Consider the following 26,279-nt stretch of genomic DNA (forward strand, 5'->3'; position numbering starts at 1 on the left):
TGGAGGAAAATCGCCACGTCACCTTGCAGGCTGACGAAGGCGTTGCTCGAGGTGCACGAGAGCACCTCGAAGCCATCCTCGGCGCGCCAGCTGTCCCACAAGGCCTGATAGGCATCGCGCGACAGCAGAGGCTGGTCGAGGGTGTAGAAGACGAAACTCGCGTCGGCGCTGAACGCACCGAAGTAAGCTTCGCGATCGTTACGGGCGAAGGCGGACACCAGATCGGCGGCCGCTTGCAAAACCTGATCACGTTCGTTCATGACCTGATCCTCAGCGATGAACCACGCCAGGCAGTACGCAGAGCATTTCGTACAGCAGGTTGGCGGCCAGCAGCGAGGTGTTGCCGGTGGTGTCGTAAGCGGGCGAGACTTCTACCAGATCGCAACCGATCAGGTCGAGGCCTTGGCAGCCGCGAACGATTTCAATTGCCTGAATGGTCGTCAGACCACCGATTTCCGGGGTGCCGGTGCCAGGTGCCCAGGCCGGATCGATGCCGTCGATGTCGAAGCTCAGGTACACCGGACCGCCGCCGACTTTCTCGCGCACTTCGGCCATCAGTGGTGCCAGCGACTTGTGCCAGCACTCTTCGGCTTGAACCACGCGGAAACCCTGATCGCGGCTCCAGTTGAAGTCATCAGCGGTATAGCCCTGCGCGCGCAGACCAATTTGCACCACGCGGTCGCAGTCCAGAAGGCCTTCTTCGACGGCGCGACGGAAGGTCGTGCCGTGGGCGATTTTCTCGCCAAACATGTGATCGTTGACGTCAGCGTGGGCGTCGATGTGCACCAGACCGACCTTGCCGTGCTTTTTATGAATCGCACGCAGGATCGGCAGGGTGATGGTGTTGATCGCCACGTCACCGATGTCGGCGACCGACAACGAGTCGAACGGCGCAGCGCCGGTGGCCATGTTGTACGGGCGGATCATCACCGATTCGGTGCGGATGTCGCGTGGCCCGAAGCGGGTGCCGGGGCGCAGCGAAGTACCGATGTCCAGCGGCACGCCAACGAAGGCAGCGTCCAGACCGGCAGCAGTGGATAGATGTGGGAGTCGGAGCATGGTGGCGATGCCGCCGAAGCGCGGCATTTCGTTGCCGCCCAGTGGTTGGTGAAGAATCTTGTCCACGGGTAGGGCCTCATCGTCTTTGTTTTATTTATGTCGGCGCACCGTTCAGCAAAGGTTCGGACGCCGCTGTGGGGCCGATTCTGCGAAATGTAGTGGAGGGGAAGAATCGCTACGGGCAAATACTTAGTTCAGATTTTTCTAAACTAATGCTAAGGCCCGGGATAGACTCTTCAGCCATATATCGATGAACCTGTGGCGAGGGAGCTTGCTCCCGCTGGGCGGCGAAGCAGCCCCAAAACCATCCGATTCGGTACATCTGATGAACAGTATTTGTCGGGTTTGCGACTGCTTCGCAGCCGAGCGGGAGCAAGCTCCCTCGCCACAAGGGATGTGTTGCCATGCGATGTTCATCGCACCTGTGATCCTTGTTCGTGGAGTATTTGATGGCCAACGCTTTACCCGACCTGAAACTGTTGCGCATCTTCGTCAGCGTCGTGCGCCATCAGGGTTTTGCCAACGCGCAACAGGAACTCAACCTGTCGACCTCGGCAATCAGTACCTACATGAGTCAACTCGAAGCCGCGCTCGGCCTGGTGCTGTGCCATCGCGGGCGCGGCGGGTTCAGCCTGACCAGCAAAGGTGAGCTGTTCCATCAGGAAACCCTGCGCCTGCTCGCCGAACTCGAAGGCTTCGAGCAATACGCCGCCGCGCTCAAGGGCGAACTGCGCGGCACGCTCAACCTCGGGGTGATCGACTCCACGGTCAGTGATAAGGCCCTGCCGTTCGCCGAAGCCATCGGCGCCTACAGTCAGGAACACCCGGCGGTGCATTTGCATCTGTCGGTGATGAGCCCGTATGAGCTGCAACTCGGCGTGCAGGACAACCGCCTCGATCTGGCCATCGGCGCGTTCTCGACGCGCATGAGTGGGCTGGTCTACATGCCGCTGTACCGCGAGCAGCACTGGCTGTATTGCAGCAGCCGGCACCCGTTGTTCAACGAGCGGCGCATCCCCGAGCAGGTCATCACCCAGCAACGCATGGTCGGGCGCGGTTACTGGAGTCAGGCGGAGCTCGCCCGACACGGTTTCAAACACAGCGCGGCGACTGTGGAAAGTATGGAAGCGCAGCTGATTCTGGTGCTGTCAGGCGCCTACATCGGCTACCTACCGGAGCACTACGCCCAGGCCTGGGCCGACAAGGGCGACCTGCGTGTGCTGCTGCCGGCGACCTTCGGTTATCAGGCGCCGTTTTCGATGATCATGCGCCGTGGCCGCAGCCGCGAACCGTTGATTCAGACTTTCCGTGATTTGCTCAAAGCCCAGCTCAATCAGGCCTAGCTTGTAGGAACAAGAACCATGTCCAGACCTCAATGCCCGCGCTGCCTGCGCCCCCAGACCCATTGCCTGTGCGCCCTGATCCCCAGTCTCGACAGCCGCACCCGCGTGTTGCTGTTGCAGCATCCGAGTGAGGTCAGTCATGCGCTCAATACTGCGCGGTTGGCGGCGCTGGGTTTGACCAATGCCGAGCTGATTGTCGGTGAGGTGTTCGAGGATTTGCCGACGTTGCTGAACCGGCCGGGGTATCGGGCGCGGTTATTGTTTCCGGCGGACGATGCGCAGCCGCTGCAGGCGTATGGCGAGGCTGATGAACCGTTGCTGCTGGTGGTGCCCGACGGCACCTGGCGCAAGGCGCGCAAGATGCTGCACCTCAATCCGCTGCTGACGGCGTTGCCACGGGTGACGCTGGCCGAGGGCGGCGTGTCGCGGTATCGGCTGCGCAAGGCGCCGGGGCCGGGAGCGTTGTCGACGGTTGAGGCGATTGTGCAGGCGCTGGAAACCCTCGAAGCGCCGACGACGTTTGCGCCGTTACTCAAACCGTTCGAAGCGTTGATCGAGGGGCAGATTGCGGCGATGGGGGAGGAGACCTTTCAGCGTAATCATGCTGACAAGTAGTCGGTGTTCTTACTGGCCTCATCGCTGGCAAGCCAGCTCCCACAGGTTCTGAGGTGTTCACAGGTTTTGTGGTCGACACGGACACTGTGGGAGCTGGCTTGCCAGCGATGAGGCCAGTCGATTCACCACAAAATCCGGATAGTCACTAGCGTTCACGCATCGCCTCGGTCCGCGCTTTCAGCACCGGTTTCAGCAGGTAATCCAAAACACTTTTCTCCCCGGTAATAATGTCCACCGTCGCCACCATCCCCGGGATGATCAGCAGCGGTTTCACATCCCCGCCCAAATGGTTTTTATCGGTTCGCACCTGAATCAGATAGAAGCTGTTGCCCTTGTCATCGGTAATCGTGTCGGCGCCGATCAGCTCCAGTTTCGCACTCAACCCGCCGTAGATCGTGTAGTCGTAGGCGCTGAACTTGACCATGGCTTTCTGGCCCGGATGCAGGAACGCGACATCCTGCGGACGCACCTTGGCCTCGATCAACAGGTTGTCTTCCAGCGGCACGATTTCGACCATGTCGCTGCCCGGCTGGACCACGCCGCCGATGGTGTTGACCTTGAGTTGCTTGATCACCCCGTGTACCGGCGAGGTCACTGTGGTGCGGCTGACGCGGTCGTCAATGGCGATGCTGCTGGCGGTGATTTTCGACAGGTCGGTGCGTTTCTCGTTCAGCTCTTTGGCGGCCTCGGAGCGGAAGGTCTGCTCGGACTCGTCGATCTTGCTGCGGATCTCGGCAATCGCCGATTCGGCCCGGGGGATCGCCAGAGTCGTCGCGTTCAAAGAACCGCGAATTTCCACCGCGCTGCGCTTGAGCCGGAGGATTTCCACGGGAGATACCGCACCGGTTTTCACCAGCGGTTCGGACATGTTCATCTCTTGCTGCAACAGCGCCAGGCTTGAGCTGAACTGGCCTTGCTTGGAACGAAACTCAGCCAGTTCCTGAGTTTTCTGGCGCAGCTGTTCGCTGAGCGTGCGTTGTTCGCTGGCCAGCCGCCGCTGGCGCTGGTCATACAGCGAGCGCTCGTCTTCGGCCACTTGCGGTGCTTTGGCGATCACTTCATCAGAGAGCTTGAACGGCCGGCCCTCGGATTCCGCCGACAGTCGTTCGACCTGCGCCGTCAGTGCATAGCGATCGGCCTCGCTCTCACCCTTGTTCGACAGAAACCGCGTGTCATCCAGGCGCAGCAGGGTGTCGCCCTTGTTGACCATTTGCCCCTCGCGGACAAAGATTTCAGTGACGATCCCGCCCTCAAGGTTCTGGATCACCTGGACCTTGCTCGACGGAATCGCCTTGCCTTCACCCATGGTCACTTCTTCAAGTACCGCGAATTTGGCCCAGACCAGCGCCGAGATCAGCAATCCCGCCGCCAGCCACACGGTGATCCGCGACCAGCGCGGCGAGTCCTGCAACGACGCGCCGGCGGTTTCCGGCATGTACTCGGCTTCGGCGCTTTTGCCGAAACTGTCGAAATAGCCGCGTGGTTTGGCATTTGAATCAGAGCCGGAAGAAGCAGACATGGGGCGATACCCCTCAATTAAGAAAAATCAAACTGCATGACAAACCAGTGACCAATACGCTTTCCAGTGGCCAGAGAACTTTCCTGTGGGGCTGAGAATTTCCCAGTGACCAGAAAACTTCTCTGTGGCCAGAGAGTTTCCCTGTGGTGAGGGGATTTATCCCCGTTTGGGTGCGCAGCGCCCATGAGATTTTTGGGGCTGCTGCGCAACCCAACGGGGATAAATCCCCTCGCCACAGGTTCTGTGCAGGACACAGGTTTTGTGTAGACACAGGTTCTGTGCAGGACATAGGTTTCGTGCAGGACACAGGTTCTGTGCAAGCCACTGGGTTGGTGAAAGCCATGATCATGTGTACGCATCTACACCGCCGCCGAGCCGACGCGGCCCTTGCGCAGTGCATCGATGACTGCTTCTTTCGGGCCGTCGGCGACGACCCGGCCGTTGTCCAGTACCAGCAACCGGTCCACCAGACTCAGCATCGAGGTGCGGTGGGTGACCAGCAGCAGGGTTTTGCCTTGTACCCAGTCGTGCAGCTTCTGACGCAATTGGTCTTCGCTGCTGTTGTCCATGGCGCTGGTGGGTTCGTCGAGCAGCATGATTGGAGGGTCGAGCAGCAAGGCCCGCGCCAGCAACACGGCCTGACGTTGTCCGCCGGAGAGCAATTGCCCGCGCTCACCGACCGGGCGGTCGAAGCCTTGCGGATGCTGACGGGCGAGTTCGGTGACGCCGGTCAGTTCGGCGACTTCGAGCATGCGTGAGTCGCTGATGTAGCGCGCGCCGAGGGTCAGGTTGTCGCGCAGGCTGCCGGCCAACAGCGGCAGGTCGTGGGCGACGTAACCGATCTGCTGGCGCAGGTCGGCGACATCCAGTTGCCGCAGATCCAGACCGTCGAGCAGCAACTGACCTTCCTCCGGTTCATAGAAGCCCATCACCAGCCGCGCCAGGGTGCTTTTGCCCGAACCGCTGCGGCCGATGATACCGACCCGTTCGCCGGGTTTCAGGCTGAAGCTGACATTGCTCAGCGCTGGCGCATTCTGACCGTTGTAATGGAACGTCACGCCGCTGACGTCCAGCGCGCCTTGCAGTTGCGTACGTTCCAGCGGCCGCTGCTTGCCGTCACGTTCCTGGGGCAGGCCCATCAGTGCATCGGTGCTTTTCATCGTCAGTTGCGCTTGCTGATAGCGGGTGATCAGCCCGGCGATCTGTCCCAACGGCGCAAGCACGCGGCTACCGAGCATGTAACTGGCAACCAGCGCACCGACACTGAGGTTGCCGGCGATGATGCTGTAGACCCCGGCGACAATCGTCGCCATCCCGGAGAACTGCTGGATGAACAGCGTGCCGTTGGTGGCCAGTGCCGACAGGTTGCGCGCGTGGCTGTCGAGGCGGGTGAGGGCGCCGTGGGTGCTTTCCCATTTGTGCTGGCGCTCGCTTTCGGCGCTGCAAGCCTTGAGGGTTTCCAGGCCGCCGAGGGTTTCGATCAGCAAGGCCTGACGTTCGGCGCCGAGGCTCAAACTCTTCTGCACGGTGTCGCGCAGACGTACCTGAATGGCCAGGGCAAAGATGATCGTGATCGGGAACGCCAGCAGCGGAATCACCACCAGCCAACCGCCGAGCAGGCCGATCACCACCAGCATCAATACCACGAAGGGCAGGTCGATCAGGCTGGTCAGGGTCACCGCCGTGAGGAATTCGCGCAGGCCCTGGAAGTCATGAATGCTCTGCGCGAAACCGCCGATGGTCGCCGGCCGCGCCTTCATCGACATGCCGGTGATGCGCTCGAACAACGTCGCGGAAAGGATCACATCGGTTTTCTTGCCGGCGGTGTCCAGCAGGTGCGCGCGCACCACCCGTAACACCAGTTCGAAACCGGTGCCGATCAGCAGCCCGATCGACAACACCCACAAGGTTGAAGTGGCCTGGTTTGGCACCACGCGGTCGTACGTCTGCATGACGAACAGCGGCACCATCAGGCCCAGTAGGTTGATCAGGAAACTGGCGAGGATCGCGTCGCTGTACAGCCATTTCGACAGCTTCAAGGTGTCGCGAAACCACGCATGCACGCGCGGCACCAGCGGTGAACGCAGGTCTTCGAGTTCATGCCGTGGCCGGGCAAACAATGCCTGGCCGCTGTAATGCTCGCTGAGTTCTTCGCGGCTCACCCATTGCTCTCCGCCATCGGCTTCGCTGGGCAGGATCAGCGCTTTGCCGTCGTCGCCGAAACGCCGCAACACCGCGGTGCGACCGTCGTTGAGCAACAACAGGATTGGCAGGTTCAGTGGCGAGATGTCTTTCAGCTCACGACGCAGCAAACGCGCCTGCAACCCGGCCCGGGCGGCTGCGCGGGGCAGCAGATCAAGGCTCAGGCGTTGTTTGTTCAGGGGCAGCCCGGCGCTCAGGCTGGCGCGACTGACCGTCGCGCCATGGAGTTTGCAGAGGATCAACAGACCGTCGAGTAACGGATCATCGAAGCTCAGCCGCGGATCGATCCCGGAATGGCCGGGTTCCATGCTGGTCATATTGATCGTCCCTCTTGATGACTGCCCAATTACCTGTGGCGAGGGGATTTATCCCCGATGGGCTGCGCAGCAGCCCCATGAAACCAACGGTGTCGGGAGCTTGAGCGCTGCGCACTCAAGCGGGAGCAAGCTCCCTCGCCACAAGGTTTTCGCTTACTTCAGTTCGGGCAGGCGTGCTTCGTTTTTCACCTCGGTCGCGGCAATCGCATCGGCAGGCAGCACCACCCGTTGTTTGCTCAACAACTGGCCCATGTTCGCCAGCACGCGGTACATCGAATATTCCTCGGTGTAGCGAATTTCGGTGTAACGGCGGTTGGCGTTGTAGAGCTCGTTTTCACTGTCGAGCAAGTCGAGCAGGGTACGTTGGCCGAGGCCGAACTGATCCTGATACGCGGCACGTACACGCTTGGTGGTTTCGGCGTATTCGCGGGCGGTCGGGGTCTGTTTCTTCGCGTTGACCATGGCGTTCCAGGCCAGGTGAATGTTCTCGTTGAGCTGACGCAGGGCGTTGTTGCGGATGTCCATGGCCTGATTGATCTGGTGCGCATCGGATGCCAGTCGCGCCTTGTCGCTGCCGCCACGGAACAGGTTGTAGTTCATCACCACACCCACACGCCATTCGTTGTCGTGGCCCTCATCGCCTTGCACGTTGTTATTCGCGCCCACCGCCGCTTCTGCGTCGAAACGTGGATAGAAAGGTGACTTGGCCACTTCGTACTGGCTCTCGGCCGATTGCACGTCGGCCTGTGCGGATTTCAGGTACGGGTTGTTCTCGACCATGCTCTGCTGGGCTTCCGGCAGGGAGGTGGGCAACTCGCCGCGGGTCGAGGCCGGAGTTTCCAGCTCATCGGGCATGCGTCCGACCACGCTGTAGAAGTTCGACTCGGCGTCGGCCAGGTCGACTTCGGCGGTGTCGAGGTTGTTCTGTGCCAACGCCTTACGGGCCACCGACTGGTCGGAGTCAGCGGTGCTGCCGATACCACGCTCGGTACGCAGGCCGATCTGATCGTTGACGCGCAAGTGCGCTTGCAGGTTGTTCTTGGCCAGGGTCACCAGTTCGCGGCGCTTGAGCACTTCGAGGTAGACCTCGATGGTGCGCAGGGCTAGATCCTGGGCGGTGCCTTGCGCGTAGTACGCGCGCGAGTTGGACACGCCTTTGGTGCGTTCGACTTCGTTGGCGGTGTTGAAACCGTCGAAGAGCATTTGCCGCAGACGCAGCTCCGACTGGGTGTAATTGAGAATCTCGGTGTGGTGATTACCGAAGGCCCGGGTATTGGTGTTGTCGCTGTAGCCGCGACCATAGGCGGCGTTCAAATCGACCGACGGATAGAAGCCGCCCTTGGCGACTTTGACTTGTTCATCAGCCGACAGGCGTGCGTCCACGCGCGAAGCAAGTTCCGGGTGGGTGGCAATGGTGCTTTGGATCGCCTCGGTGAGGTTCATGGCCTGGGCTTGAGAAGTGCAAGCCATGGCCAGCAAAACCGCGCTGCAGAGGGGGGTTAGAACGCGCATGGGTGCATCTCCCTGAGTCCTGATGGTGCGTTACTGTCGCCAAATATTTGACGATATTTTTAGGTGTAGGCGTTTCACTCTTGTAACAACAGAGCTAAGAACATCCTGAAGCGTAGCTAAGAAAAAATTTTCATAAGGCTTATGCCGAAAAAAACTTATGCGCTTTGTAAAAACCGGCACATTGTTCAGGACGAAAGCCTTTGTTTCATGCGCTTTAGGGAGTGCAAAAAGGCTTGAGGAAAGTTCCACTCACTTTGCGACATACGGCGAAGTACTGCTGAAGGGGAGGGACGCGTAGCGGAGAATGAGTGACAGATTTTTGTCACTCGGGTGATTCACCGCCGTTACGTAGCGTTAGTGGGCGTGTTGCCTTGAACAGGGTTCGGAAGTGCTTGATCGCACTGAAGTTTCCGTAAGGCGCTACCTGCGAAACGAACTGTCGAGGGTGCGAGCGTCGCCCCCGACAACCCGATTGAGCCATGGGCTGCTTCGCTTACCAGTGCCGACGGTGGTCGGCAGCGGAGGATTTCACATGGCAACGCTCATCGGTATCGTCTCTAAAGTCGTTGGTCAGGTTTTCGCCGTCGCCGCAGACGGCAGCAAACGCGCACTGGTTGAGAGGGATCACCTGTTTGTCGGCGATCAACTGATCACCGGGGCAGAAGGCGCTGTCGCCGTTCGTCTGCAAAATGGCCAGGAGTTGACTCTGGGCCGCGACAGCAGCCTGACCATGACCGGGCAATTACTGGCCGATCAGGCGGCGCATGTGAACGCGCCCGAAGCGGTAACCCCGAGCGAAGCGCAACTGACCGACGTCGAGCAGATCCAGAAAGCCATTGCCGCCGGTGACGACCCGACCAAATCCGCTGAAGCCACTGCCGCAGGCCCGAATGCGCCGACCGGTGTGCCGGGTGAAGCGGGAGGGGGGCACAGTTTTGTCTTGCTGACCGAAGTCGGCGGACGGGTCGATCCGATCATCGGTTTCCCGACGGCCGGGTTCGGCGGTATTCCCGAGTTTCCCGAAGAACGCCACAACGTGGTCATCGACAATGGCACCCCGGCGCCCATCGTGCCGCCCCCTGTCAACAACATAGTGACCCTCACGGGTCTGGCCGTGCCGGGGGGCGAGTTGACCCTCAACGAAGCCAATCTGCCGGATGGTTCTGCGGCCAACCCCGGTGCGCTGACTCAGAGCGGCAGTTTCACCGTGACGGCACCAGACGGTTTGAGCAGCCTGAGCATCGGCGGCATCAACCTGATCAATGGCGGCGTGGCCGTCGGTTTTCCGCAATCGATCACCACGCAACTGGGCAACACCCTGACCATCACCGGCTACAACCCGGCGACGGGCGTGGTCAGTTATAGCTACACCCTCAACGGCAATGAAACCCATGCAGCCGGCGACGGTGCGAACAATCTCAGTGAACAGTTCACGGTGGTTGCCGGCGACAGCAATGGCGACACCGCTACCGGCACGCTCGACGTCAACATCACCGACGACGTGCCCAAAGCTGTGGATGACAGCAATACGTCGACCGCTTCGGAAACGCTGCTGACGCTGACTGGCAATGTGCTGACCAATGATGTGCAAGGTGCCGACCGCGTACCGACTGGCCCCGTCACTGCTGGCACCTTCACCGGCACCTACGGCACGCTGGTACTCAACGCCAACGGCACTTACACCTACACGCTGAACACCAACGATGCGGACTTCAAAAACCTGCACGGCGGCGGCAATGGCACCGAAACGTTCACCTACACCATCACCGATTCGGACGGCGACAGCAGCACTGCGAACCTGGTTTTGCAGATCCACAACAATGACGATCCGGTGGTCATCAACGGCTTGAACGTCGAGGGCGGCGAGCTGACGGTTTACGAGAAAAACCTCAGCGACGGCAGCGCGCCAGACTCCACGGCGTTGACGCAAAACGGCACGTTCACCATCACGGCGCTGGACGGTGTCACCACCCTGACCGTCGGCGGTATTGCCGTCGTCACTAACGGCGTCGCCGCAGGCTTCCCGCAATCGGTCACCACACCGCTGGGCAGCACGCTGACCATCACCGGTTTCAACGCTGCGACTGGCGTTGTCAGCTACAGCTACACCCTGGATCACAACGACGCACACCCGACGGCCAACGGTGCCAACACGCTCAACGAGCAGTTTGCGGTGACGGTTGTCGATGACAACGGCACTACGGCCAATGCTTCGCTGGACGTGAACATTGTCGACGATTTGCCAAAAGCCGTGGATGACAACAACACGGGGACGGCGTCGGAAACCAATCTCACGTTGACCGGCAATGTCCTGACCAACGATGTGCAAGGCGCCGACCGTGTAGCGACCGGGCCGGTGACTGCGGGTACGTTTACCGGGACCTACGGGACTTTGGTGCTGAATGCCAATGGCACGTACACCTACACGCTGAATCCGACCGATGCTGATTTCAAGAATTTGCACGGTGGCGGTAACGGTACTGAGACGTTCACTTACACCATCACTGACTCCGATGGCGACACCAGCACTGCGAATCTCGTCTTGCAGATCCACAACAACGACGATCCGGTGGTCATCAGCGGCCTTGATGTGAATGGCGGCGAACTCACCGTTTACGAGAAAAACCTCAGTGACGGCAGTGCGCCCGATTCCGCTGCGTTGACCCAAAACGGCACGTTCACGATCACCGCATTGGACGGTGTCACCACGCTGACTGTCGGCGGTATTGCCGTCGTTACCAACGGCGTGGCCGCAGGCTTCCCGCAATCGGTCACCACTCCGCTGGGCAGCACGTTGACCATCACCGGGTTCAACGCCACAACCGGTGTCGTCAGCTACAGCTACACGCTGGTCGACAACGAAGCTCACCCAACTGCCAACGGCGCGAACAACCTGCCTGAGCAGTTCGCCGTCACCGTGGTGGATGACAACGGCACAACGGCTAACGCAACACTCGATGTGAACATCATCGACGACCTGCCAAAAGCCGTGAATGACAGCAACGTTGGCACCGCCTCGGAAACAAACCTGACCCTCACCGGCAACGTCCTGACCAACGATGTGCAAGGCGCCGACCGCGTACCGACTGGCCCCGTCACTGCCGGCACCTTCACCGGCACCTACGGGACCTTGGTGCTGAACGCCAACGGCACTTACACCTACACGCTGAACACCAACGACGCCGACTTCAAAAACCTGCATGGCGGTGGCAATGGCACCGAGACGTTTGCCTACACCATCACTGATTCCGACGGCGATACCAGCACCGCAAATCTGGTTTTGCAGATCCACAACAACGACGATCCGGTGGTCATCAGCGGTCTCGATGTGAATGGCGGCGAACTCACTGTTTACGAAAAAAACCTCAGTGACGGTAGTGCGCCGGACTCCGCTGCGTTGACGCAAAACGGCACTTTCACCATCACCGCGTTGGACGGAGTCACCACGCTAACCGTCGGTGGCATCGCCGTCGTCACCAATGGCGTGGCTGCAGGCTTCCCGCAATCGGTCACCACTCCGCTGGGCAGCACGTTGACCATCACCGGGTTCAACGCCACAACCGGTGTCGTCAGCTACAGCTACACGCTGGTCGACAACGAAGCTCACCCAACTGCCAACGGCGCGAACAACCTGCCTGAGCAGTTCGCCGTCACCGTGGTGGATGACAACGGCACAACGGCTAACGCAACACTCGATGTGAACATCATCGACGACCTGCCAAAAGCCGTGAATGACAGCAACGTTGGCACCGCCTCGGAAACAAACCTGACCCTCACCGGCAACGTCCTGACCAACGATGTGCAAGGCGCCGACCGCGTACCGACTGGCCCCGTCACTGCCGGCACCTTCACCGGCACCTACGGGACCTTGGTGCTGAACGCCAACGGCACTTACACCTACACGCTGAACACCAACGACGCCGACTTCAAAAACCTGCATGGCGGTGGCAATGGCACCGAGACGTTTGCCTACACCATCACTGATTCCGACGGCGATACCAGCACCGCAAATCTGGTTTTGCAGATCCACAACAACGACGATCCGGTGGTCATCAGCGGTCTCGATGTGAATGGCGGCGAACTCACTGTTTACGAAAAAAACCTCAGTGACGGTAGTGCGCCGGACTCCGCTGCGTTGACCCAAAACGGCACGTTCACGATCACCGCATTGGACGGTGTCACCACGCTGACTGTCGGCGGTATTGCCGTCGTTACCAACGGCGTGGCCGCAGGCTTCCCGCAATCGGTCACCACTCCGCTGGGCAGCACGTTGACCATCACCGGGTTCAACGCCACAACCGGCGTCGTCAGTTACAGCTACACGCTGGTCGACAACGAAGCGCACCCAACTGCCAACGGCGCGAACAATCTGCCTGAGCAGTTCGCCGTTACCGTGGTCGATGACAACGGCACCACCGCTAACGCGACCCTCGATGTGAACATCATCGACGACCTGCCAAAAGCGGTGAATGACAGCAACGTCGGCACCGCGTCGGAAACCAATCTGATCCTCACCGGCAACGTCCTGACCAACGATGTGCAAGGCGCTGACCGCGTACCGACTGGCCCAGTCACCGCAGGCACCTTCACCGGCACCTACGGGACCCTGGTGCTGAACGCCAACGGCACTTACACCTACACGCTGAACACCAACGATACCGACTTCAAAAACCTGCACGGCAATGGCAACGGCACCGAAACTTTCACCTACACCATCACCGATTCCGACGGCGATGCCAGCACCGCCAATCTGGTGCTGAACATCCACAACAACGACGACCCGGTGATCCTCAACGGCCTCGACGTCAATGGTGGTGAACTCACCGTCTACGAGAAAAACCTCAGCGACGGCACTAGCCCCAACCCGACGGCGCTGACCCAAAGCGGCACCTTCACCGTCACCGCACTCGATGGCCTGCAAACCCTGACCGTAGGCGGTATCGCCGTCGTCACCAACGGCGTCGCCGCAGGCTTCCCGCAGTCGGTTACCACGCCGCTGGGCAGTACGCTGACCATCACCGGTTACAACGCCACAACCGGCGTGGTCAGCTACAGCTACACCCTGGTCGACAACGAAGCGCATCCGACCGGCAACGGCGCCAACAGCCTTACCGAGAACTTCAACGTGGTCGCCACCGACGGCGACGGCAGCACTGCGTCCGGGCAGATCAACGTCAACATCATCGATGATCTCCCCACCGCCAAAGCCGACACCGGCTCGGTGGCGGAGGGCGGTACGGTCAATATCAGCGTGCTTGGCAACGACGTCACCGGTGCCGATGGCGCCGCAGCGGGCGGGGCCGTGGTGGGCGTGCGCGCCGGCAGCAACACTGCGACGTCGGCGATCGGCGGCCTCAACAGCAACATCAACGGCAACTTCGGTTACCTGACCCTGGATGCGTTGGGCAACGCCGTCTACCACAGCAACCCGAACTCGGTGAGCCCACCGGGCGCCACCGACACGTTCACCTACACCATCCGCGATGGCGACGGCGACGAAAGCACCACCACCATCACCATCAACGTCGCCGACAGCAAACTGGTCGCTTCGGTCGATCAGGATGTGACGGTCTATGAAAAAGCCCTCGACCTGACCAAGGACGGCCAGGATCTGGCCCCCGGCACGGTCACCGGCAGCGATCCGACCAACACCGGCGAAACCGCCACAGGCACGCTGGTCGGCGCAGTCACCGGCGGCAGCGGCGCGATCACTTACACCCTGGTCGGCAGTGCCACTGGCACTTACGGGCAGATCCAGCTCAACGCCGACGGCACCTACACCTACACGCTGACTTCGGCACCGAAAACCACGCCGAACGCCAACGACGGCGCGAACACCCTCAGCGAAAGTTTCACCTACAAAGCCACCGATGCACTGGGCAACAGCACCACCAGCACCATCGTCGTCAACATCGTCGACGACGTACCGAAAGCGGTCGCTTCGGATCGTTCGGTGGCCGCGGTGGAGATCGACTCGAACATCCTCATCGTCCTCGACATCTCCGGCAGTATGGCCGATGCCTCGGGCGTGCCGGGCCTGTCACGGCTGGACCTGGCCAAGCAGGCGATCAGTGCCTTGCTCGACAAATACGACGACCTCGGCGATGTGAAAGTGCAACTGGTGACCTTCAGCAGCAGCGCCACCGACCGCACCACGGTGTGGGTTGATGTCGCGACCGCCAAGACCCTGCTCGCCGGCCTGACTGCCGGTGGCGGCACCAACTACGATGCCGCCGTCGCGACCATGTACAACGCGTTCAACACCGCGGGCAAACTCACCGGAGCGCAGAACGTCGGCTACTTCTTCTCCGATGGCAAACCCACCAATGGCCAGGATATCGGCACCAGCGATGAAGCCACGCTCAAAGCGTTCCTCGATGCCAACAACATCAAGAACTACGCGATCGGCCTCGGCAGCGGTGTGAGCAACGCCAACCTCGATCCGCTGGCGTATGACGGCATCACGCACACCAACACCAACGCGGTGGTGGTTACCGATCTCAACCAGCTCAACTCGGTGCTGTTCGGTACTGTGGAAGGCGCACCGGTCACCGGTTCGCTGTTGGGCGAGGGTGGTACGTTCGGCGCCGATGGCGGTTTCATCAAATCCATCGTCGTTGACGGCACCACCTACACCTACGATCCAAAAGCCAACGGCGGACAAGGCTCACTGGTCGCCAGCGGCGGTACCAACCATGGCACCTTCAACACCGTGAACAACACGGTGAGCATTGCCACCAACAATAGCGGCACGCTGGTGGTCAACCTCGACACCGGCGACTACAGCTACACCTCGCAGAAAACCACCACGGTGGTGATTACCGAGAACATCGGCTTCACCCTCAGCGACAACGACGGCGACCTCGCCAGCTCGACGCTGACCGTGAAAGTGATTCCCAACGCGCCTCCGGTGGCGGCGGACGATCACGTCATCACCAACGTGCTGTCGAGCAATATCGTGGTGCCGGGCGAGCTGTTGCTGGCCAACGACACCGATCCGAATGGCGACACGCTCAACGCCTCGCCGACTACCTTCAACACTGGCTGGGTCGCGAAGGGCGCGGACTTCACCGGCAGCGGTGTGATCACCTTCAACGGCACCAGCAACACTGCCGCTAACCAGAACCTCGCCGACGTGCGTAATTCGTTTGCGGCCAACACTGCGGCGATGACCGCCGTGCTGGTGGTCAGCGGTTACCTCGGCGCGGTGACCAACGCCAATGCCAACGATGAAGACCTGATCACCGTCAAACTGAAACAGGGCGAGACCCTCAACCTTGATCACAACCTGGCGGCCGGGCACATCACGCTGGAGTACTCGGTGAACGGTGGCGCGTTTGTCAGCATCGCCGATGGCGGCACCATCACCGCCGGCGCCGACGGCACGTACCAGATCCACGTGACCAACATCACCAACACCAGCGGTAGCAACACCACCGCTGCGGAAAACTACCAACTGACCATGACGGTCAACTACGCCGGGGCACATGACATCACCCCGGACTTCCACGGCACCTACACCGCTAACGACAACCACGGTGGCAGCGATTCCGCCGCCGTGACCATCACCTATCAGGATGGCCACACCCTCACCGGCACTTCCGGAGACGACATTCTGGTGGCCGGCACCGGCGACAACATCCTCAATGGTGGCGATGGCAACGACGTGCTGACCGCAGGCTCCGGCAACAACGAAATGCACGGCGGTGCCGGCAACGATCTGCTCTACAGCGGCCCGGGCAATGACTTGCTTGACGGTGGCAGCGGCATCGACACCGCAAGCTACGCCCACGCCACGGCCGGGGTCACGGTCAACCTCGGTTTGCTCGGTGCACAAAACACCGTCGGCGCGGGGACCGACACCCTGACCGGTATCGAAAACCTCGTCGGCTCGAACTTCAACGACACCCTCACCGGCGATAACAATAACAACGTGATCAACGGCGGCCTGGGCAACGACACCCTCAACGGTGGCGGCGGCGATGACCTGCTGATCGGCGGCATGGGCAACAACACGATGACCGGCGGGCCTGGTGCCGACACCTTCCAGTGGCTCAAAGGCAACAGCGGCCACGACCTGATCACCGACTTCACCCCGGGCACCGACAAGCTCGACCTGTCGCAACTGCTGCAAGGTGAAAACGGCACCACGGCGTCGCTGGATGACTACCTGCACTTCACCGTCACCGGCAGCGGCGCGTCGGTGCTCACCAGCATCGACGTCAGCGCCATGGCCGGCGCCACGCCGAACCAGACCATTGATCTGGCCGGCGTCAACCTCGCCAGCCATTACGGCGTGACGCCGGGGGCGGGTGGGGTGATCGCCAGCGGGCATGACACTGCGACGATCATCAGCGGGATGCTGAATGATCATTCGTTGAAGGTGGATACGGTGTGATCGAGGTCTGAAACGACAAAACCCGCCGTCCCGGTTGAACGGGGCGGCGGGTTTTTTCTGCCTGAAGACATATTTTGTCTGGGAGGTCGCCTTCGCGAACAAGAACGCTTTCACAGATTCGACGGTGATAAAAATTTGTGATCGACGCAGCCCCTGGTGGGAGCGGGCTTGCCCACAAAGGTGTTCACATCACTTACGGCTTTTCAGTGATACCTGCTAGAGAAGAGTGTTCCTTGACCTCTGCGACCAGCTTTATTGATATCGCTGAACGTAAATGGCGTTGATAAAGAAGTCGTTCCCGCCCTGCGCGCCGCCATAGCCGCCACGATCCTCGTGGTTTTGCATATAAATCGTGTAAGGGCCGCTGACGGGTACTCTGAAGTCAGCTGATTGCTCGTAGTAGACTCTATTTCTGGGAACAGTAAAGCGTGCCACAAGCGCTATTCCGCTGGAAGTACTGACGCTGAGTATCGGTGGAACGTTTTCAGGTAGCGGGCTTACATTCGCCACGTTATAGACGAATCGGTAAGTTCTCGCGGCTTTGAACTGAAAGGTCTGGCTCAGTAAAACACCGGCATTGCCTGCGATATCAAGTGTCTGGTTTTCGTAGTAACCGTTGGCAATCCTGGCTGTTCTTGAGGCTGATCCAAACTTCCAGTCCCCGGCATTGCCGTTGAAAAGAGTAACGGAGTCTCGCCAGGAATCGGCAAGAACGTTCAACGTCAGCGGCGGCGAGCGGACTGGGTCTGCCTGACCGCTGGAAGATACCTGATAAGTAATTGCGACAGACCGGCCTGCATTCGCAATGAATACTGATCGAGGGATCGTGAAGATCAACGGTTGGATGGTCAAGACATCGAGTGGGTCAGTTGTGTGGTTTGCCCCTGTCCCGGCCAGTTCGACGTTGACTGATTGCCCAACCGCCATTCCGGTATAAGCCGGAACCTGAATGCGGGCCCCTGAATCGACAATGTCGTCAAAGTCCACGTTCGGACTGGACAAGTCCAGGAGCTGGGGCGCTATCAGGTCCAGTGATTTGATCAAGTAGGTTCGCACCGGAAACAGCACCGCTTGTGCAAACTCCTGCTCGCTGGCGAGGTTTACCCAAAAACTGATTTTCAACGTACTGCCGTTTTTCAGTGCCTTCAACCAGTTCAACGGCAGTTCACGGTTCAACCCCGGAAGTTGGGTATGCGCTTCACCCACCAAATCGTTATAGGGGGCGGCCGGCGTTAAGTTCGTCACTTCTTCATAACGTAGCCACAAACGTTGTCCACTTATCTGCCCCGGCCACTGGGCCACAGTCAACTGATCATGGGCCTGTAGCTGAGTGACGTCGAGCTCTGCCCCCGGCTTGATTTGCGGTGTTGGAAAGCGCGAATCCTCGGAGGCGATCGACAGGATCTCCAGCGCCAGTGACGGCGATTTGGCAGCTTGGCTACTCCCTCTGTTCAGATTCCAGCGTAGTTCGATTTTCTTGTTCTGACGCGGTACCAGAAACTCCCGACGCAGTTCAAAATTGGCGCGCTTGTTTTTGTTCAGCTCTACCAACGCAAAGCGATTGGCATCGTTGGGTGCTTTTACTTCCACCAGTCGAGCTTTGTCTCCTGCAATCGCCGCGAGGAATTCGACACGTATTGTCGGGAGATCACCCAATGGGTCGATCACCTGCGTGTGAGGCGGAACCGGAAATGGCGGCTCCAGTACAATCTCTGCCGTATCACCGAACATCAATTGCAGTAACTCGGAAGTGACTTCAACTTCGCCCGGATTGGCGATTTTTGCTTGGACCGTTAACGGCGTGCTCGCGTAAGGCGCAATGTATTTGGCTTCGATGCGAAAAATGACCGGTAGCGTCGGGTCGTTAATGATCTGGCGGAAAATGAACAGCGCAGTGATTCCGTCCTGATCGGTTGTTTGCCAACGCAGTTCCACCGTTGCACCTTGTTTCATTGGCCAGTAATCGGCAAACCGCACGGTCGCTTCGACGGTGTCCACTGGTAATTTGCCGTCAACCAAAGGGGTCAGGATCGGTAAGCCCAAGGGCTGAGAGGTGCCGCTGATGGTGACATCGGCGGGTTTGGACAGTTGGGTTCTGCCGGATTTGGTCAGCGTATAGGTGGCGCGCAAAGCACCGCCGATCAGGTTGCGGATCCGTTCGTTTTCAATTGGAAATTCGACTTTCCTGCTGGCGACGGTCATTGTCTTTGTATAGGTATGACTGACAGGATCGCCACTCTTTGTGAGTCCTTGCAGGGTGAGTTCGATGATGTCGTTCACCGCAAATACACCTGTCACCGTCACGGTTGTCGGGTCACCCGTCAACCAATCGTGATGCAACACATCATCCGGATCGGCCTGATCGAAAATCGGTGCGGTCAGCAAGACCACGCCGGGTTTGAACGGCAGAACCAGTGAATCCGACCATCCACTGGCGTTCTCTACTACATCGAACACTTGCCAGCGCACTACCAGGCTGTTGGTCGATGCCAGCGCGGCGAGCATGGCGGGTGTGAGCTCGAAGAGCACATCACCTGGCGCAGTGACAGTTTGCTCAAGCGTCAGAGAGCCGAAGGCCAATTCCACAACATCATCGATGGACTGGTTGAAGTATTCGGGGACGGTCACGAACATGCCGTCATCGATCACCGACCGATCGACAAAGGTCTCCGAAGGCAACGGCAACTTGAGTCCCTGATTAAACGGCTTTCCGCCGTCCGTGTCGGCCTCACCCGGCGCCGGATGTTTATAAAACAGCGGAACGCGGGGCGGAAATTCCCCCGGGTTGCCACTTACCCGCCGGATTTCATACCAGAAGTCTTTGTTCTCATTCCTCAGCGGCACGAACCGGGCCTCCATGTCCCTGGCCGAAATGAAGAACGGAATGTTTTTCGCCAGCCCTTGAGCATCGAAATGTGCGTCGGTGACCGAGAACTCGGCCACGGGCACTGTGTCAGTGTCTATGAAGACCCGAATACCGTCACCGATGGCCATATCCAAATAGGCCAGGATGTAGACAAGCAACCCGTCACGGTCGCCATACACCATGTTGATGTTGATCCCTAGAGCGCCATCGTTCTGTGGTTTGAAGTTGACCGGATAGGGGGGGACCAGAGCGAGCACGCCGAGGCCGCGATCGGGCGGAAAGACGACTTGTTGATTGGAGGTCGAGCCGGCACTCATCGTACTGTTCATGTTTGCTTACCTTCCATAAGAAGCGCCGTTGCAGAGCAGCGGCCCGCGTAGAGGAGTAATTAGAACGCGTTGACTGGAGCTGCGCACCTGTCAGATCTGACAGGTGCAGGAAGTATTCAGACGGACGGTAGAAGCAGGCTTGATCGAGCTGATCGGCCTATGGCCTGCGCAATGTCTCCTACCGCTGGACAGGCTGAAGGCAGCGGTCATCTGATTCGGGAACGGCCGTATCATTCGGGATCAAATGATCTCTCGGGCATCCACATCCACATCCTCTTCGTTTTTGCTCAGTCCTCCCAGTGCGCCCGCATTGCGCAATGAAAAGCTCAAACCGTTATGGGGGTCGGCCGATTGCGCCAGCCATCCGAAGCTTCGCGTATCACTGTTGTAAACCTCCGCCGAGCTGCCACTCACGGTGCTGGTCCAGGCATTGGCCAGATGGGGATACGTTGGGCCTGCACTCCATGCGAACCAGGGTTGAAAGTAGCAACGGGCCATGACTGCACGGATCTGCGCTGTCAGACCGACTTCGCCTCTTTGCGCCAACGATTCAATGTATCTCGGGAATGTCCAGCCAATGCCGCCATGTACCAACAGTGAGTAGACGTTTGAAACGCTGACGGCATAACTGACCTGTGCATTTCGTTGATCAGTGATTGTGATGGTGGCAGTACCGTTGCCCATTCCACTGACTTTGCCGTTGGTGTCGACCGCTGCCACGGCCGAGTTCGAGGAGCGATAAACGTAGGGCAGGTAGCCCCCGATGGCGGTACGAACCATTGTGTTGCCAAGCGCATCGACACCATTGAGGTTCGGACAATAACCGCTTCTGACCATCACGCCGTCCAGGCGCATCAGGCTTGTGTCGACTGACAACGGCTTCTTGCCTTCGCCAAATTTCAATTGTGCCAGTTCAGAAAATACTTCGACTTCTCCCGGATTGGTGATGGTGTTTTGTACGGTCAAAGGCGTGTCCGCGAAGGGCGCGATATACCTTGCCGGCACCTTGAAGAAAACCGCTTGCGTCGGGTCGGTGACGATGAGGGCAAAAATGAACAGTGTTGCCACTCCGTCGAGGTCGGTGGTCTGCCAGCGAAGCTCGACCTTCGCGCCGTTTTTCAACGGCCAGTAATGGGCGACTGTCACGGTAGCCATGGCCGTGTCGGCCGGCAACTTGCCATCCACCAGCGGCTCGACAATCGGTTGGCTCAGTGGTTGGGAGGTGCCTGTGAACGTGGCATCAGCGGGTTTGGAGGGCTGGGTCTTGCCTGCCTTGGTCAACAAGTAGGACGCGCGCGCCGACCCGTCGATCAGATTGCGCACGCGCTCATTCTCGACGGGGAAAGTCATCAGCCTGCTAGCAGCGCTGAGTCTCTGGCTGTAGGTGTGGCTGACACTGTCGCCACCTTTGGTCAGTCCTTGCAGAGTCAAATCAATCACGTCATTGACGGCAAATATCCCGGTGACCAGGATATTCAAAGGGCCGCCTGCGAGATTGTTGTGGTCCACTACATCATCAGCATCTGCTTGTTCGAAAATCGGCGCGGCCAATAACACAACGCCAGGTTTGAACGTGAGGATGAGCGAGTCCGACCAGCCGCTGGCATTTTCCACCACATCGAACACTTCCCAGCGCACCACCAGGCTATTGGTGGGCATAAGGGTGGCGAGTTGTCCCGGGCTCAGTTCAAAGAGCACATCACCCAATTCGGTGACAGTGGTTTCCAGCAACAGAGAACCACAGGCCAGAACCACGACATCGCCGACACATTGATTGAAGTACTCCAGCACCGTCACGAACATGCCCTCGTCGATCACGGTCTGGTCGACGACCGTTTCCGAAGCGACGGGCAGCTTGAGGCCCTGGTTGAAAGGTTTTCCACCATCGGTATCGGCCTCACCGGGCGCGGGGTATTTGTAAAACAACGAGACGGGGAGCGAGGGGTCGGAGGGGTTGCCGCTGACTCGCTGGACGTCGACCCAGAAATCCTTGTTTTGTGGTTTCAGGAAATCGAATCTGGCTTCCATGATGTCGGCCGAAATGTAGAACGGTATGTTTTTCGCTGTGCCGTCAACTTCGAAGTGCGCATCGGTGACCGAAAACTCGGCGACAGGAACATTCCTGTTTTCAATGAACACCCTGATGTTGTCGCCATCAGACATATTCAGGTAGGCGAGGATGTACACCAGCAGTCCATCACGATCACCGTGCACCAGATTGATATTTATACCCAAGGCGCCGTCTTGTTGCGGTTTGAAGCCAATCGGAAAGGGCGGGGAGACGGCAAGAATTCCGAGGCCTCGATCAGGTGGGAAAACCACCAGTTGTTCGTCGCTGGCTGAAGAAATATTCACCGGTTGGCTGGTCATGGCTGAGAACCTTCTTTGAGAGGTGCTCAGGATTAGATAACCAGCGCCAGTGCTTGCCTACTGTCAGATCTGACAGGTAGTCGACGATTTAAGACGAACGGTCAGTCCCGGGCGGTCAGGGCTTGTGCAACGTCTTCTGCCGCAAAATATAAATCGTCACCAGTACCGCACTGGTCAGCATGAACCCCCGCGCCCACGGCAGTTGCACCAGATAGCACGAGAACAGAATGCTCGCCCACATCAGCCCGATCGCGTAGACCTTGCCCTTGAGCGGAATGCCATTGCCATCGAGGTAGTCACGAATCCATGGCCCAAGCCGAGGATGCTCGACCAGCCAATGATAGAAACGCGGAGAGCTGCGGGCGAAACACGCCGCCGCGAGCAACAGGAAGGGAGTGGTGGGGAGGACGGGCAGGAAAATCCCGATCACCCCCAATGCCACGCTGAGCCAGCCGATGGCCAGCAAAAGGTAGCGCAACATCAGGGGGCGGTTGCCTATGGGGTTGTCCATAGGCCGGATCTTAGTGGTGACGTGGCTTGAGGATCGCCGGTTTTTCGTCTGGCGCCTGGCACAGCAGGTACAGCGCCGTCAGGGCTTCCGGGATCTGCACGATCATGTCGTCCATCAGGTTGGCGTCTTTGGCGATGTCTTCGAACTCTGGCTGTTCGTCGAACAGGCCTGAACCAACCATGATCGGCAGGAGCATTTCGCTGACTTCTTCTTCGGCGGTTTCGAACCAGGCTGCTTCACGCAGGAACACGCCCTCCATGAAGCCGATGCACCAGCCGCGCAGTTCGGAGTCGTCCGGCTCTTCGCCCAGATCCAGTTCGCATGGCAGCTCGAACTCTTCGTCGGACGCGAGTTGACGGGCGATGTGCGCCTTGAGGCCGATCAGGGTGGCTTCGATCTCTTCGCGCTGGGCGTCGCTGCTGTAATGCGGCTCTTCAGCGAACAGGGCGTCGATCCATTCACGCTCCGGCACGTCTTCGGCGCAGATCGACAGTGCGGTCAGATAGCCGTGAGCGGCCACGTAATCCAGTGCCTCGTCGTGCAGCTCGTCGGCATCGAGGAAGACTTGCAGGCGGGTCAGTTGCTCAGCGAAGGACATTACGGGGCTACCTTGGGGGAATAAACAATGCGGGAATTCTAGGCCTTCTTGAGCGCTCAAGCCAGCCGCATGGCAGATTTGCCGCAATAACCGCATGCAAACTCTGTGGGAGCGAGCCTGCTCGCGAAAGCGGCATGTCAGGCGCCTTTGTATCGACTGACCCAGCGTATTCGCGAGCAGGCTCGCTCCCACAGGGGCTAATGTGAAGCTGATTACAAGGTGTGTCTTATAAGCGGCGCCCTGTGCAGGGGAGGGCTCGGGTATACTGCCGCGTTTTGCGATCCCTGCCCGTATTGCGGCGGTCATGCAATGCGTTCTTACGATTCTGCGGTGCAGCCTTGGCCGTCATGAACCAGCCTTGCAGGGATGTATCAGTAGATTTTTGGAGTTTTTATGCTCGAACAGGCTCAACGCGTCCTCAAGGACATCTTCGGCTACGACAGTTTCCGTGGCCGTCAGGGTGCAATCATTGAGCGCGTGGCCAGCGGCGGTGATGCGCTGGTGCTGATGCCTACCGGTGGCGGCAAGTCCCTGTGCTTCCAGGTCCCGGCGCTGTTGCGCGATGGCCTGGCAGTGGTGGTGTCGCCGTTGATCGCCTTGATGGACGATCAGGTCGCAACCCTCGAAGAGCTGGGCGTTGCCGCCGCGGCGCTGAACTCCACGTTGAGCGCCGAGCAGCAGCGTGATCTGGCCGCGAAGATCAAGCGCGGCGAAGTGAAAATGCTCTATCTGGCGCCGGAACGTCTGGTGCAGCCGCGCATGTTGTCCTTCCTGCAAGGGCTGAACATCGCGCTGTTCGCCATCGACGAGGCGCACTGCGTCTCGCAATGGGGACACGATTTTCGTCCGGAATACCTGCAACTGGGCCAATTGGCCGAGATGTTCCCCGATGTGCCGCGCATCGCCCTGACCGCCACTGCCGACAAGCGTACCCGCGAAGAAATCGTCACCCGTCTGCATTTGCAGAACGCCGAGCGGTTTCTTTCGAGTTTCGATCGCCCCAATATCTTCTATCGCATCGTGCCCAAGGAGCAGCCGCGCAAGCAGTTGCTGGCGTTCCTCGCCGAGCGCCGCAGCGATGCCGGCATCGTCTATTGCCTGTCGCGCAAGAAAGTCGAAGAAGTCGCAACGTTTTTGAGCGAGCAGGGCTTCCCGGCGCTGCCGTATCACGCCGGTTTGCCCAATGAACTACGTGCCTTTAACCAGAAGCGCTTCCTCAACGAGGAAGGCCTGATCATGGTCGCCACCGTGGCGTTCGGTATGGGCATCGACAAACCCAACGTGCGTTTCGTCGCCCACCTCGATCTGCCGAAATCCCTTGAGGCGTATTATCAGGAAACCGGGCGCGGCGGCCGTGACGGTCTGCCGGCGGACGCGTGGATGGCTTACGGTCTGCAAGACGTGGTGATGCTCAAGCAGATGCTGCAAAACTCTGAAGGTGACGAGCGCCACAAGCGTCTGGAGCAGCACAAGCTCGACGCCATGCTCTCGCTGTGCGAAGAGACCCGTTGCCGTCGGCAGACGCTGCTGGCGTATTTCGATGAAGAAATGGCCGAGCCCTGCGGCCACTGCGACAACTGCGTTGATGGCGTGCAGACCTGGGACGCCACTGAGCCTGCCCGTCAGGCGTTGTCGGCGATCTATCGCACCGGTCAGCGTTACGGCGTGGGCCATCTGGTCGATGTGTTGCTGGGCAAGGACAACGAAAAGGTTCGCAGTTTCGGTCATCAGCACCTGTCGGTGTACGGCGTGGGCAAGGCGCTGAGCGAAAGCGAATGGCGCTCGTTGTTCCGCCAGTTGGTCGCGCGCGGTCTGGCCGATGTCGATCACGAAGGTTATGGCGGCTTGCGCCTGAGCGACACCTGCCGGCCATTGCTCAAGGGTGAAGTGACCCTGGAACTGCGCCGTGACCTGAAACCACAAGTCACCGCCAAAACCGCCAGCAAGAGCCCGGCCAGCCAACTGGTGCGCGGTGAAGAGCGCGAGCAGTGGGAAGCCCTGCGCGCCCTGCGGCGCAAACTCGCCGAAGAGCATGGCGTACCGCCGTACGTCATTTTCCCCGATTCGACCCTGCTGGAAATGCTCCGCAGCCAGCCGACCTCGCTGGCGGACATGGCCCGGGTCAGCGGCGTCGGTGCGCGCAAGCTGGAGCGTTACGGCGAGGCTTTCCTCGAAGTGCTCGGCGGCGAGGCCGAGGCGCCGAAAGTGGTGGCAGACGTGCGTCACGAACTGATCACCCTGGCCCGCGCCGGCATGACGCCGATGCAGATCGCCGGGCAGTTGCAGTGCTCGGAAAAGAACGTTTACACCCTGCTCGCCGAAGCGATTGGCAAGCAGCAGTTGTCGCTGGAGCAGGCACTGGATTTGCCGGAAGAACTGATGGGCGAAGTGCAGGACGCGTTCCTCGATGGCGAAGGCGAGTTGCCGTCGGTCGCCGAGATCGCCGAGTTGTTTGCCGGCCGCGTGCCGGAGGGCGTGCTGTACTGCGTGCGGGCTGCGCTGCAATCTGAATTTGAAATGTAACCGGCCTCAAGCCCCTCACCCCAGCCCTCTCCCTGTATGTACCGGACACATGGTGGACAGGTGTTCGGACACATGGTGGACACTTTTTAATAGACACATTGCTCATCGCGAAGGAGA

General features: G+C 59.6%; 13 protein-coding genes. 4 read left to right on the plus strand and 9 right to left on the minus strand.

Annotation, left to right across the window (positions count from 1 at the left end; genetic code table 11):
• Both ACIOWE_RS23275 and ACIOWE_RS23280 read right to left on the minus strand, forming a co-directional pair.
• Positions 1–260: nuclear transport factor 2 family protein (locus tag ACIOWE_RS23275; RefSeq protein ID WP_401396335.1), on the minus strand; the 260-nt coding region annotated here is incomplete at its 3' end.
• A 10-nt stretch (positions 261–270) separates the two neighbouring features.
• Complete coding sequence (locus ACIOWE_RS23280; protein WP_401396338.1) at positions 271–1,125, minus strand: agmatinase; 855 nt, start codon at positions 1,123–1,125, stop codon at positions 271–273.
• Between the two features lie 383 nt (positions 1,126–1,508).
• Between ACIOWE_RS23280 and ACIOWE_RS23285 the strand changes: the two genes are divergently transcribed.
• Both ACIOWE_RS23285 and ACIOWE_RS23290 read left to right on the plus strand, forming a co-directional pair.
• Positions 1,509–2,402, plus strand: a complete 894-nt coding sequence (locus ACIOWE_RS23285; RefSeq protein ID WP_007956593.1) for a LysR family transcriptional regulator — start codon at positions 1,509–1,511, stop codon at positions 2,400–2,402.
• Positions 2,403–2,420: 18 nt separating this feature from the next.
• Positions 2,421–3,017, plus strand: coding sequence for a tRNA-uridine aminocarboxypropyltransferase (locus ACIOWE_RS23290; protein ID WP_401396341.1), 597 nt, complete (start codon positions 2,421–2,423; stop codon positions 3,015–3,017).
• A gap of 145 nt (positions 3,018–3,162) precedes the next feature.
• On the opposite strand, the gene ACIOWE_RS23295 is transcribed toward ACIOWE_RS23290, so the two are convergent.
• From ACIOWE_RS23295 to ACIOWE_RS23305, 3 genes are all read right to left on the minus strand, one after another.
• Entirely contained in the window at positions 3,163–4,536 is a 1,374-nt protein-coding gene (locus tag ACIOWE_RS23295; protein ID WP_401396344.1) for an HlyD family type I secretion periplasmic adaptor subunit, read from the minus strand.
• A gap of 359 nt (positions 4,537–4,895) precedes the next feature.
• Entirely contained in the window at positions 4,896–7,055 is a 2,160-nt protein-coding gene (locus ACIOWE_RS23300; protein ID WP_401396346.1) for a type I secretion system permease/ATPase, read from the minus strand.
• Positions 7,056–7,208: 153 nt separating this feature from the next.
• Positions 7,209–8,567, minus strand: a complete 1,359-nt coding sequence (locus ACIOWE_RS23305; protein WP_401396349.1) for a TolC family outer membrane protein — start codon at positions 8,565–8,567, stop codon at positions 7,209–7,211.
• Positions 8,568–9,099: 532 nt separating this feature from the next.
• Here ACIOWE_RS23305 and ACIOWE_RS23310 point away from each other — a divergent pair.
• The gene (locus ACIOWE_RS23310) at positions 9,100–16,965 is read left to right on the plus strand and encodes a retention module-containing protein (protein ID WP_401396352.1); all 7,866 of its coding nucleotides are present in this window, start codon (positions 9,100–9,102) and stop codon (positions 16,963–16,965) included.
• A 252-nt stretch (positions 16,966–17,217) separates the two neighbouring features.
• Here ACIOWE_RS23310 and ACIOWE_RS23315 read toward each other — a convergent pair whose 3' ends face one another.
• The 4 genes from ACIOWE_RS23315 to ACIOWE_RS23330 all read right to left on the minus strand — a co-directional run bounded on the left by ACIOWE_RS23315 (position 17,218) and on the right by ACIOWE_RS23330 (position 23,639).
• A complete protein-coding gene (locus ACIOWE_RS23315; protein WP_401396355.1) occupies positions 17,218–20,160 on the minus strand; it encodes a hypothetical protein in 2,943 nt (980 codons plus the stop codon).
• 240 nt (positions 20,161–20,400) lie between these two features.
• A complete protein-coding gene (locus ACIOWE_RS23320; protein ID WP_401396358.1) occupies positions 20,401–22,530 on the minus strand; it encodes an Ig-like domain-containing protein in 2,130 nt (709 codons plus the stop codon).
• Between the two features lie 115 nt (positions 22,531–22,645).
• Complete coding sequence (locus ACIOWE_RS23325; RefSeq protein WP_401396361.1) at positions 22,646–23,041, minus strand: YbaN family protein; 396 nt, start codon at positions 23,039–23,041, stop codon at positions 22,646–22,648.
• Between the two features lie 10 nt (positions 23,042–23,051).
• The gene (locus ACIOWE_RS23330; RefSeq protein ID WP_007919726.1) at positions 23,052–23,639 is read right to left on the minus strand and encodes a YecA family protein; all 588 of its coding nucleotides are present in this window, start codon (positions 23,637–23,639) and stop codon (positions 23,052–23,054) included.
• 393 nt (positions 23,640–24,032) lie between these two features.
• On the opposite strand from ACIOWE_RS23330, the gene recQ reads away from it, so the two are divergent.
• The gene (recQ, locus tag ACIOWE_RS23335) at positions 24,033–26,162 is read left to right on the plus strand and encodes a DNA helicase RecQ (RefSeq protein WP_401396364.1); all 2,130 of its coding nucleotides are present in this window, start codon (positions 24,033–24,035) and stop codon (positions 26,160–26,162) included.
• The last annotated feature ends 117 nt before the right edge of the window (positions 26,163–26,279 follow it).

This window comes from Pseudomonas sp. NPDC087598, from assembly GCF_044743525.1.
Classification (GTDB): domain Bacteria; phylum Pseudomonadota; class Gammaproteobacteria; order Pseudomonadales; family Pseudomonadaceae; genus Aquipseudomonas.

What these genes read in the sequence shown, in the direction of transcription:
- ACIOWE_RS23285 (WP_007956593.1), top strand. Translation starts at nt 1,509, where the DNA reads ATGGCCAACGCTTTACCCGACCTGAAACTGTTGCGCATCTTCGTCAGC.
- ACIOWE_RS23290 (WP_401396341.1), top strand. Translation starts at nt 2,421, where the DNA reads ATGTCCAGACCTCAATGCCCGCGCTGCCTGCGCCCCCAGACCCATTGC.
- ACIOWE_RS23295 (WP_401396344.1), bottom strand. Translation starts at nt 4,536, where the DNA reads ATGTCTGCTTCTTCCGGCTCTGATTCAAATGCCAAACCACGCGGCTAT.
- ACIOWE_RS23300 (WP_401396346.1), bottom strand. Translation starts at nt 7,055, where the DNA reads ATGACCAGCATGGAACCCGGCCATTCCGGGATCGATCCGCGGCTGAGC.
- ACIOWE_RS23305 (WP_401396349.1), bottom strand. Translation starts at nt 8,567, where the DNA reads ATGCGCGTTCTAACCCCCCTCTGCAGCGCGGTTTTGCTGGCCATGGCT.
- ACIOWE_RS23310 (WP_401396352.1), top strand. Translation starts at nt 9,100, where the DNA reads ATGGCAACGCTCATCGGTATCGTCTCTAAAGTCGTTGGTCAGGTTTTC.
- ACIOWE_RS23315 (WP_401396355.1), bottom strand. Translation starts at nt 20,160, where the DNA reads ATGAACAGTACGATGAGTGCCGGCTCGACCTCCAATCAACAAGTCGTC.
- ACIOWE_RS23320 (WP_401396358.1), bottom strand. Translation starts at nt 22,530, where the DNA reads ATGACCAGCCAACCGGTGAATATTTCTTCAGCCAGCGACGAACAACTG.
- ACIOWE_RS23325 (WP_401396361.1), bottom strand. Translation starts at nt 23,041, where the DNA reads ATGGACAACCCCATAGGCAACCGCCCCCTGATGTTGCGCTACCTTTTG.
- ACIOWE_RS23330 (WP_007919726.1), bottom strand. Translation starts at nt 23,639, where the DNA reads ATGTCCTTCGCTGAGCAACTGACCCGCCTGCAAGTCTTCCTCGATGCC.
- recQ (WP_401396364.1), top strand. Translation starts at nt 24,033, where the DNA reads ATGCTCGAACAGGCTCAACGCGTCCTCAAGGACATCTTCGGCTACGAC.